11 protein-coding genes are annotated in these 7,894 nt (G+C 56.9%); 4 read left to right on the forward strand and 7 right to left on the reverse strand.

The window, feature by feature from the left end:
* Positions 1 to 47 precede the first annotated feature (47 nt).
* The 3 genes from ACRESJ_RS00750 (at position 48) to ACRESJ_RS00760 (ending at position 1,232) form a co-directional block, all read left to right on the forward strand.
* Entirely contained in the window at positions 48 to 383 is a 336-nt protein-coding gene (locus ACRESJ_RS00750) for a hypothetical protein (RefSeq protein ID WP_431756167.1), read from the forward strand.
* Positions 380 to 745 (forward strand): phage tail protein, encoded by a 366-nt coding sequence (locus tag ACRESJ_RS00755; protein WP_431756168.1) that lies wholly within the window; start codon positions 380 to 382, stop codon positions 743 to 745. The genes ACRESJ_RS00750 and ACRESJ_RS00755 overlap by 4 nt, the downstream gene beginning before the upstream one ends.
* 61 nt (positions 746 to 806) lie before the next feature.
* Entirely contained in the window at positions 807 to 1,232 is a 426-nt protein-coding gene (locus tag ACRESJ_RS00760; RefSeq protein WP_431756169.1) for a cell wall hydrolase, read from the forward strand.
* 7 nt (positions 1,233 to 1,239) lie between these two features.
* On the opposite strand, the gene ACRESJ_RS00765 is transcribed toward ACRESJ_RS00760, so the two are convergent.
* From ACRESJ_RS00765 to ACRESJ_RS00785, 5 genes are all read right to left on the reverse strand, one after another.
* Positions 1,240 to 1,629, reverse strand: a complete 390-nt coding sequence (locus ACRESJ_RS00765; RefSeq protein ID WP_431756170.1) for a hypothetical protein — start codon at positions 1,627 to 1,629, stop codon at positions 1,240 to 1,242.
* Positions 1,630 to 1,803: 174 nt separating this feature from the next.
* Complete coding sequence (locus ACRESJ_RS00770; RefSeq protein ID WP_431756171.1) at positions 1,804 to 2,544, reverse strand: hypothetical protein; 741 nt, start codon at positions 2,542 to 2,544, stop codon at positions 1,804 to 1,806.
* A gap of 414 nt (positions 2,545 to 2,958) precedes the next feature.
* A complete protein-coding gene (locus tag ACRESJ_RS00775) occupies positions 2,959 to 3,516 on the reverse strand; it encodes a Smr/MutS family protein (protein ID WP_095059191.1) in 558 nt (185 codons plus the stop codon).
* Between the two features lie 88 nt (positions 3,517 to 3,604).
* A complete protein-coding gene (locus ACRESJ_RS00780) occupies positions 3,605 to 3,925 on the reverse strand; it encodes a hypothetical protein (protein ID WP_431756172.1) in 321 nt (106 codons plus the stop codon).
* Between the two features lie 130 nt (positions 3,926 to 4,055).
* Positions 4,056 to 4,646 carry a cysteine hydrolase family protein gene (locus tag ACRESJ_RS00785; RefSeq protein WP_431756173.1) on the reverse strand — a complete coding sequence of 197 codons (591 nt, stop codon included), beginning with the start codon at positions 4,644 to 4,646 and terminating at the stop codon, positions 4,056 to 4,058.
* 239 nt (positions 4,647 to 4,885) lie between these two features.
* On the opposite strand from ACRESJ_RS00785, the gene prmB reads away from it, so the two are divergent.
* Entirely contained in the window at positions 4,886 to 5,794 is a 909-nt protein-coding gene (prmB, locus tag ACRESJ_RS00790; RefSeq protein WP_431756174.1) for a 50S ribosomal protein L3 N(5)-glutamine methyltransferase, read from the forward strand.
* 90 nt (positions 5,795 to 5,884) lie between these two features.
* Here prmB and ACRESJ_RS00795 read toward each other — a convergent pair whose 3' ends face one another.
* Entirely contained in the window at positions 5,885 to 6,676 is a 792-nt protein-coding gene (locus tag ACRESJ_RS00795) for a hypothetical protein (protein WP_431756175.1), read from the reverse strand.
* Positions 6,677 to 6,775: 99 nt separating this feature from the next.
* Complete coding sequence (locus ACRESJ_RS00800) at positions 6,776 to 7,774, reverse strand: alpha/beta hydrolase (RefSeq protein ID WP_431756176.1); 999 nt, start codon at positions 7,772 to 7,774, stop codon at positions 6,776 to 6,778.
* Between the last annotated feature and the right edge of the window lie 120 nt (positions 7,775 to 7,894).

Consider the following 7,894-nt stretch of genomic DNA (forward strand, 5'->3'; position numbering starts at 1 on the left):
TCTGCTGTTCCGACCACTGATTACGTCATTCACGGGAGATGGTTTTAATGAGAATTGAGCTTCGGCCTCAGCGCCGTGACGATGCTATAGAGGTCATTAAGGTGGGTAGCGTTCTTACCGTGAATGGAGAGGTTTTCGATTTTTCGCAGATGGGCGAGGGTGACACTTTGCCCAACTCGGCGATCCACTCCGAATGGTTCGCTGGGGATGTGGAGAAAGTCGATGGTGAATTGAAGATCATTCTTCTCCTACCAAACCCGTGGAATTACAGCCCCGAGCAGGCTTTTCCTGTCCCGCTGGAAAACGTTCCGGATGGCCCCGTGGTGCTTCCAGGTCCGCTCCCTGAACCCGTAGTCGGAACTTCGCCCGAGGATGCTCAATGAATATTGACTGGTCGCAGCTCATCACTAAAGCCATGAAGGACGCCGCCGCGCAGGCCGCACAGCTCGCTGCAGCGAAGGCCGAGTTATCCGCGAGGAATGCCAAGGCGCTGGTGCAGATCGCACGAATTCAGGATCGTATCGATACGCTGGGCTATGGCATTGATGCGGGCGAGGCGACTGAAGAGGATGAGGCAGAACAGGCCGCTCTGATCATCAATCTGAAAGCCTGGAAAGCCTATAAGTTCGCACTGGGCAAAGTCACCGTGCAGCCTACCTGGTACGCCGCGCCAGTGTGGCCGGTTGAGCCGGTGGTGCCTGTTATCGTGGCCGATCCTCAAACATCAGTAAGCGATTTGAACTAAAACGCCCAAGCAGCACAACGCACCCGCCCTTAGCGGGTATTTTTTTGCCTGGAGAATAGTGATGCCAATCAGTGAAAAAGACCGCGACATCCTTGCTCGCACAATCTGGGGCGAGGCCCGTGGCGAATCGCCAGCCGGAAAAGTCGCCGTAGCCTGGACGATTCGCAACCGTGTGTTCGATGGAAAAGAAAAGTCCTGGTGGGGCGAGGGTTACGCCGGTGTCTGCCAGAGGCCGTACCAGTTCAGCTGCTGGAACCGGAACGATCCTAACCATCCGTTCCTGAGTGGTGTGCGGCAGGTCCCGTTCCGCGAGTTAGCGCAGGCGCGAATCGCCGCTGACCAGGTGATCGATGGGCTGGTGCCCGATCCCACCGGCGGCGCCACGCACTACTACGCCGTCAGCATGAAAACGCCGCCGGCCTGGGCTGCAAAGGCGAAGCAGACACTTAAGCTTGGTGGGCACGTCTTCTTAAAGGATGTGCCGTAACTCCGGCTCATGTGTCGGAACTGTTTCGCTGGTGGTGGAAAGTCTCGGCGAATGGAGTATGCCCTTTGAGCGCCCGAATCTGGGCGGTCAGTTCGCTGATGTGCTTCCCGTTTGCCATCAACTCGCCGTTGGCCTTAATTTCGATATCGTTCGCATGCCTCCTGGCGTTGTCTGCTTCAGCCTTGGCAGCGATCAGTTGCGCCCTAAGAGTGTCACGCTCATGGGAAGCCTCGGCGTGCATCTCCACCAGTTTGAATATCTTTCCCCGCGCCTCACGCAGCTGCAGGTTCAGCTCTTCGAATTCGTTTTCGTACATCCGGAGCTGGTGACGGCAGGTTTCGAGCGGTGTCGGAGTGCCGAGCCAGTCGTCTGTGTCTTCGATTTCGTAGGGGAACACGGGATGCCTTACTGATGCTGTTTGGATGTACAGTAATCTAGGCGTGATGAAATGAGTAGTGTGTGTCGACGAAGAGGAAGTTTTTGGATGGTGTTAATTCGGCAGGACGCCTTGGAGGGTACCTTGCGGGGAGGGTCGAGTTGACCCTCCCACGGCAGGTATTTACTGAAATACTTACCGGCTGAATAATGCGTTCAATGCCGCGTCTGCAACCTTGTTTTGCTCGTCAGTCGCTTTGCAATGCATATACATAAATGGTGCGCTTGGCGCGAGCTTACCTTCAGCAATTTGCTCGACAACGCTGCGGATATCAGCGTCGTTTGCGGCGGCTTCGGCTGCAGGGATTGGATCGCCTAACTTACTTTCATTATGCGATTTAGTCATAACGTACCCTTTAAGTGGGAGAGCTCGATTGATATCGAGTACACGTACTTCTTCCATGAGATTGTGTCGGCAGTCATTCAGTTCAAAAAACTTCGTGGTGCCACCTGAAAAGGGATCCATAGAAACTGCGTGCTCGAGTGCCTTATAAGCGCAACGATGAACGGCCCATGCCGGCAAGGCATGCACCATACCAGTACCAGAGAAAATAGATATGGTCCTCTGGTCCTCGTCATTACCGCAGCAGCAATTGTGTGCCAAAAGCACTGCGTTTGCGTTAACGTCATACATCATCAGCGATATGCCGTCAAGAGTAGGTCGTTCTGCCGCAGATTTTGGGTCAGCAGCGACGAAATCTTTCCACTCCTGGATGACACGCGAATTACCAGCAAACTGGTAGACGGTGTCCTTCATGTAAATCATTTTTTCAAAGCGCACGTCGTCGACGTAAAGCACAGCGGATTCAGTTTCCCATGACCAACGCGAGTCAGTGGTCAGAATCTTGTTCGCTATATCACAAACTGTTGTGGTCATTGCCCTTCCTGTGCGCCTGCGTGCTATCCCTGCCTGCGGTACGGCCTGCTCGGTGAGAACACGATTTTTTGGTGCGGCACTTTAACATCAAGCAACGAAATTTGATTTACGGATTGGAAAATAAAAATGTTGGCGATTTCGGTTCGGAGTGGGGCAAAAAATCATTTTTAATTCTAGCTTTTACCCAAGACAATTCCTGTACCAATTTTTGTACCACTGACCGTGTAAAGCAGGTAAAAACCGGGTACGCCTAAGTAAGCAAGTGCCCGATTTCATTGACTATTCTTACTTTGCCTTACCCCTATAGAATCGCGGTGTAATTCTGTTCCAGGGACATGAAACTACCTGTGGGATTTTACGCAAAGGGCAAGGGTACGGTGGCGGACACGGCGCTGCAAGCATGACGCAACAGCTTTACTCGTCGCGACCTTCCATCATGGTGCGTTTAAGCATCACATAAACCGCTCCGGCACCGCCATGTTTCGCCTGGCACGAGGTAAAGCCCAGTACCTGCGGATGTTGGCGCAGCCAAGTGTTGACGTGGCTTTTGATCATCGGGCGCTTGCCGTCCAGCCGTACGGCCTTGCCGTGGGTGACGCGCACGCAGCGGATTTCGAATTTGGTCGCTTCGGCCAGGAAAGCCCAGAGTGTTTCCCGGGCCTTTTCCACGTTCATGCCATGCAGGTCGAGGCTGCCTTCGAACGGGATCTGTCCGATCTTGAGCTTGCGCATCTGGCTTTCCTGAACGCCGTCACGTGCCCACATCAGCTCGTCTTCAGGGCCGACGTCGATCACAAACTGGTCGGAAAGCCCATCAACGGTGGTGGCATCGGTGCGCACGGTAGCAGCCTGGCGCAGCTTGGCGATTTGCGCGCGGTCAGCCTTGGGTTTGCCGGTTTCGGCGCGATCGTGCTTGATCGGCTTGACGCCTTGGATCGCACTTTTGAACAGGGAAAAATCGTCGTCTTGCATGTCAGCCTCCGCGAAGGGCGGCCAGTTTACCCAACTCCAGGCGAATGAGGGCGCGTCTTGCGCGCAGCGTTCGATCTCGACTGGGGTCTCAGTCGTGTTTTTTCATCAGGTGCGGGGACATGTTCAGCTGCTGCGACTGTCGCGAGCGACGACGGCAGCGGCGCCACAGCCATACGCCGAGGTACAGCACGAACAGGCCAATCGCCAGGATCACGGCTGCGCCGGCGCGGTTGGTGTTCAACTCGCCAAGGGCGGGTGCATGCCCGAACAGCGCCGCTGCAGCGGCCATGGCCATCAGCACGCCGCTCATTGCCAGCAATGCGGCGAATGCCGCACCGATTCGAAAACGCCAGTTGCTTTGGCCTTTGGGCCGCAAGCGGCGAGCGTCAAAACCATCGGATAACTTCATTCCGACCTTCCTCAATGGGTAATCGGCCCTTCGACCGGGAGTTGACCGGGATGTTCCTGAGGCTATGACAATTACAGCAGATCAGAGGCTTTTGTGGATGAGCGGCGCATTGGCCGCTCATTGAGTGTTGTCAGATCAGGTTATTGGTTTGGGCGACGGCAGCAAAGTTGTCCGCCATGATTGCCATCTCAGTCTGGTGTACATGCTCGGCGCTCAGCACGCCACCTTTGTAGGGCAGGTCGCGGGTAGCGCAGGCGTCTTCCACGAGGGTGCAGCGAAAACCCAGGTTTTTCGCTGCCCGCACCGTGGTGCTGACGCTGGAATGGCTCATGAAGCCGCACACCACCAGGTCCACCGAACCCAGCTCTTCCAGGCGTTTTTTCAGATCGGTGCCGTGGAATGCGCTCGGCAGGATCTTTTCAATCTTGATTTCGCCTTCGAGGGGCTCCAGCCCCGGGATGAACTGACCGCGCTCGCCCCGTGGGTCGAACAGGCCGCCAACTGTACCCAGATGGCTGACATGCACGATCGGCCGGCCGGCCGCACGGGCGGCAGTCACCAATCGTTTGATGTTTGCGACCGCCGAATCCATGCCGCTCAGGGCCAGGGGGCCGCTGAGGTACTCTTTTTGGGCATCGATAATGATCAGGGTCGCATGACTCAGTTTGGCCGCTGCATAACCGCGACCGCTGAGTTGAAACATCGTTTGTGGAACGGACATTCTGGGGCTCCTCGGAGTGGGGCTTTTGCGACATTGTCCTCTGGCTGAGCGCTTCTGTGAATCGCTACCATCGTAGGCACCGTCGTTACTGGCGTGCAGCGTTGTCAAGTGGTCCGTTTTGTTCAATACCGAGCTGAAAAAAGAGAATAGTCCTACATTTGCCCCCGCGTTTTTCCCGCGTCGTCGCCGCGTCGTTTGGCTGATAGAATCGCCCGTCGATTATTCTGGAGTTTGCCGTCGTGATCACTTCCCGCCTTCGTACCCTGCGTGACCATATCCGTTGGGCCGTCAGCCGCTTCCATGGGGAGGATCTGTTTTTCGGCCATGGAACCGACAATGCCTGGGACGAAGCCCGTCAATTGGTGCTGGGTGCTTTGCATTTGCCGTGGGAAATTTCCGACAGCTACCTCGACTGCAACCTGGAAGAAGATGAACTGGCCCACTTGCAGCTGCTGCTCAAGCGTCGTATCGAAGAGCGGGTTCCAACCGCTTATCTGCTGGGCGAGGCCTGGTTCTGTGGCATGTCGTTCATTGTCGACGAGCGCGTGTTGATCCCGCGTTCACCGATTGGCGAGTTGATCGAAGACCGTTTCACGCCGTGGCTGGGTACCGAGCCTGCGCGTATTCTCGACCTGTGCACCGGCTCCGGTTGCATCGGTATTGCCTGCGCCTACGAGTTCCAGAACGCGGAAGTGGTGTTGGCCGACCTGTCCTTCGAAGCGCTGGAAGTGGCCAACCAGAACATCGAGCGTCATGGCGTCGACGAGCGGGTCTATACCGTGCAGGGCGATGGCTTCGATGGCTTGCCGGGTCAGCGTTTCGACCTGATCGTGTCGAATCCGCCGTATGTCGATGCCGAAGATTTCGCCGACATGCCGGACGAGTACCAGCACGAACCGGAGCTGGGATTGGCCTGCGGTGACGATGGTTTGAACCTGGTGCGGCGTATGCTCGCCGAAGCGGCGGATCACCTGACCGAGAAGGGCTTGCTGATTGTCGAGGTGGGCAACAGCCAGGTGCACGTCGAGGCCTTGTACCCGGAAGTTGACTTCGCCTGGCTGGAGTTCGAACGTGGCGGGCATGGCGTGTTCATGCTGACCGCGGAGCAGTGCCGCGATCATCAGTCGTTGTTCGCTTCCCGTATCTGACCTTCAAAAACAAAAGATCGCAGCCTGCGGCAGCTCCTACAGGAGAATGCATTCCAATGTAGGAGCTGCCGCAGGCTGCGATCTTTTGATCTAACGGTGCGTGGCAATCCAGATCAACAACCCCGCCTGAAACACCGCAAACGCCACCAAACAGGTAATCGTGAACCGCAGCCCCGCGTCTTCACGTTTGTACTTGCTGACTTTTTCTTCGTGCTTCTTGAGTTTGACTTCCTGCTCGGCCAGGTTCTGGTCGGCCTGCTGGAGCATCTGTGCCGCTTCAAGAATTTCCACGACTTGCAGCTTTTCCGTGTTCCAGTCGCCCAGCAGGTCGCCGACCCGCACTTCTTTGACGCTGCCCTTCAGATGTTGGGCATCGGCGTACACCACATCGAAGCCATGAACCCGCAGAAAGTGATCACGGCGCAGGCGCGTGTCTTCGTTCAGCGCGTCCTTGTTGTTCAGGTCGGTGCCATCGATGGTGTAACCGGGCCAGCGTTTCTTCGCCCAGTTGATGCCTTGCGCCGCCATGAAACGACCGATACCACGGTTCAGCGGTTCAATCTGCAGGCCACTGTCCGGGCCGAAATGCACGCGCTTTTCAGTGTGGTCGGCCCACACGTCCAGATGATTCTGCTCCTTGCGTACCCGCTGGCCTGGCAGGGTGATGTTCATGCGCATCAGGCTGCGTTGCTTGTCATTGCGTTCGGCATAACCGAATTCGACAAAGCGCAAAGGCCGCCCGCCCGTGTTGCGATCGGTCTGCAACGGCGCCAGACGGAGCATTTTATGGTGCTCGACGTGGACGTCCGCCCATGGCAGCTCGACCGCTGGCGGTGCGTCTTTTTCAGCGGTGGTGTCAGGTGAAGTCTGGGTATCAGTCATAACGGCGAGATCCTGTCCAAGCGCAACGTGTCACCAGTCATTGCGCTGGCGACAAAGGCTTATCGGCCGTTTTTTTCAGGACTGGAGTACAAACTGCGCTTAACGGGCGCGAAGTCCGTCAATAAACCCGAGGATTCGCGCGCCCAGTTCGGCTGCCAATGGCAGATTTGGATCTTTATAGGAGGCCAACTGGCGTTTGACGTCGTTGGGTACGATGCGCAAGACATGGTTCATGCCTTCGATCAACGCCAGTTCGGCGTCGGGTTTGGCGGCCTTGAGCAGACGGGCGTCGTCGACACCGACCTGGATGTCATTGCTGCCCTGAATGATCAGCGCAGGCATCTTCAAACGTGCGAAAGCCGCCGCCGGCTCCTGGCGGAACAATGAAATCAGATACGGCTGAACGCTCGGACGGAAAATCACCTGAAGTTGCGGCGGCACGTTGTCGTCGGTTTTTCCGGCCTTGAGGCTGTCGAGCAGCTCATTGCTGCGCAACATCAGGGGAGGCGGCAGGCGATTGCTCAGTTGCTGGCGCAACACCTGGTCGATCGGCCGGGCGGTGCCGGACATGGAAATCACCGCTGCCGCATCGACGTTGGGGGCGGCAAGGCTGGCGATCAGGGCACCTTCGCTATGGCCAAGCAGGATCAGCTGGCCGAAACGCGGATCGGTTTTGAGCTTGCGTGCCCAGGCTTCGGCATCTGATACGTAAGCCTCCAGCGTCAGGTTGCGCTCGTCCGGCGTGGCGGCCAGGCTCGCCGCCACACCGCGTTTGTCGTAGCGAACGCTGGCGATGTTGTGTTTGGCCAGCACCCAGGCCAGGCGCTTGAGGCTGTCGTTGCGCCCGCCATCGGGGTTGTTGCCGTCACGATCCGTAGGGCCGGAGCCGGAAATGATCAGGACAACCGGCACCGGCGTGTCGGATTTTGGCAACAGCATCGAGCCGAAAAGCTCACCGGTGCCGGTGTCCAGCGAGATTGGCCGTTGCAGGACGGTGGCCTGGGCAAAGCCCGTAAACAAGGTAAGGGTCAAGAGAAAAACTCGTAGCATTGTCGCGCCATCATCCACAAGATACCGGTTGGACTCGCAGACACCCATAAGGTTCGAGGATGAACTACTTGGGTAGCCTGCGTATACTGGCGCGCATTACGTATTCAGGTTCATTTCACGGAGCGTCCTGCATGTCCGGCAATACCTACGGCAAGCTGTTCACTGTCA

It is taken from the genome of Pseudomonas sp. (assembly GCF_050739655.1).
Lineage (GTDB): Bacteria > Pseudomonadota > Gammaproteobacteria > Pseudomonadales > Pseudomonadaceae > Aquipseudomonas.

What these genes read in the sequence shown, in the direction of transcription:
- ACRESJ_RS00750 (WP_431756167.1), top strand. Translation starts at nt 48, where the DNA reads ATGAGAATTGAGCTTCGGCCTCAGCGCCGTGACGATGCTATAGAGGTC.
- ACRESJ_RS00755 (WP_431756168.1), top strand. Translation starts at nt 380, where the DNA reads ATGAATATTGACTGGTCGCAGCTCATCACTAAAGCCATGAAGGACGCC.
- ACRESJ_RS00760 (WP_431756169.1), top strand. Translation starts at nt 807, where the DNA reads ATGCCAATCAGTGAAAAAGACCGCGACATCCTTGCTCGCACAATCTGG.
- ACRESJ_RS00770 (WP_431756171.1), bottom strand. Translation starts at nt 2,544, where the DNA reads ATGACCACAACAGTTTGTGATATAGCGAACAAGATTCTGACCACTGAC.
- ACRESJ_RS00775 (WP_095059191.1), bottom strand. Translation starts at nt 3,516, where the DNA reads ATGCAAGACGACGATTTTTCCCTGTTCAAAAGTGCGATCCAAGGCGTC.
- ACRESJ_RS00780 (WP_431756172.1), bottom strand. Translation starts at nt 3,925, where the DNA reads ATGAAGTTATCCGATGGTTTTGACGCTCGCCGCTTGCGGCCCAAAGGC.
- ACRESJ_RS00785 (WP_431756173.1), bottom strand. Translation starts at nt 4,646, where the DNA reads ATGTCCGTTCCACAAACGATGTTTCAACTCAGCGGTCGCGGTTATGCA.
- ACRESJ_RS00795 (WP_431756175.1), bottom strand. Translation starts at nt 6,676, where the DNA reads ATGACTGATACCCAGACTTCACCTGACACCACCGCTGAAAAAGACGCA.
- ACRESJ_RS00800 (WP_431756176.1), bottom strand. Translation starts at nt 7,774, where the DNA reads ATGGGTGTCTGCGAGTCCAACCGGTATCTTGTGGATGATGGCGCGACA.